Below are 1,008 nucleotides of genomic sequence, written 5' to 3'. Positions count from 1 at the left end.
CGCGCCGTGGGCGGTCTGCTGCGGGGTGCCGGCCTGCTGGAAGGCGGCGGGCGCGGCCGGCGGCTCGGTCGCGGCCTCGGCGCCCTCGGTGACGTCCGTGGTGGTCACCACCGCGCCGTTCGTGCCGCGGACCGTGGAGCGCACCCTCAGCAGCCGGTCCCCGGGAGCCACCCAGAAGTCGTACTCGATCGCGCCGACCCCGTTCCGCTCGTAGTAGCCGAGCAGTTCGGTCAGCCGGGCGGGGCTCAGCCCCTCGTCGGCGCCGAAGTAGTCCGCCGGTGACGCGGTACCGCGGTAGTGCGCGACCGTCCCGCCGCCCAGTTGCTCGCCGCCGAGCGGGGTGAGCTTCCCGGCCAGCGCCATCGCGCGCGCCGGGCCGCCCGGGTTGGACAGCACGCCGGTGATCCAGCCGCCGGCCCAGCCGCCCGCCCCGCTCGTCCCGCTCGTCCCGCTCGTCCCGGCGGCCGGCGCCCGCGGGTCCAGTGACTCCACCGCGCCCCGCTCCGCCGTTCTGGGCGCCGCCCCCGGGTAGCCCAGCTCCAGCACGCCGTTCTGGCCGTGCAGCCGACCGGTGCCCAGCTCGTCGGTGACGGTCAGCTCGGCCGCGTCACGGGCGCCCCAGGACAGCGCGCCGTCCGCGCTGCGCGGCCCGGCCGGGCCCTCCTGGACCACCTGGACCCGGGCCCCGCCCGCGTCGTCCAGCCGCTGGGAGGCGGACAGCAGCACCTGCCGGGGCGGACGCACGGTGGGGCGGTCGCTGATCGGGGTGCGGTCGCCGGACACGGCCAGCACGCTGCACGCGGACAGGCCGGCGGCGAGCAGCAGCAGGGCCGCCCCCTTGGCGGCGGGGCGAAGGGCGGGCACGGCACACTCCGGCGGTCGGACGGCGGCGGCCCCCTGGGCGGGAGCGCGCGGGCGGATTGGGCGAGCGTACGACGGACCCGGCCGCCGTTCGTCCCACCGGGGGTATCGATCGGGAAACGACGGCGGGCCCGCACCCCCGGCGAA

At 78.8% G+C, this 1,008-nt stretch carries 1 protein-coding gene; it reads right to left on the bottom strand.

Annotation, left to right across the window (positions count from 1 at the left end; all coding sequences use genetic code 11):
- Positions 1-864: hypothetical protein (locus tag ABD308_RS31185; protein WP_425554895.1), on the bottom strand; the 864-nt coding region annotated here is incomplete at its 3' end.
- Positions 865-1,008 lie beyond the last annotated feature (144 nt).

This window comes from Kitasatospora putterlickiae (genome assembly GCF_039527695.1).
Taxonomy (GTDB): Bacteria; Actinomycetota; Actinomycetes; order Streptomycetales; family Streptomycetaceae; genus Kitasatospora; species Kitasatospora putterlickiae.
The sequence above is the reverse complement of the archived record's forward strand: the minus strand, read 5'-3'. Positions and strand labels throughout refer to the sequence as shown.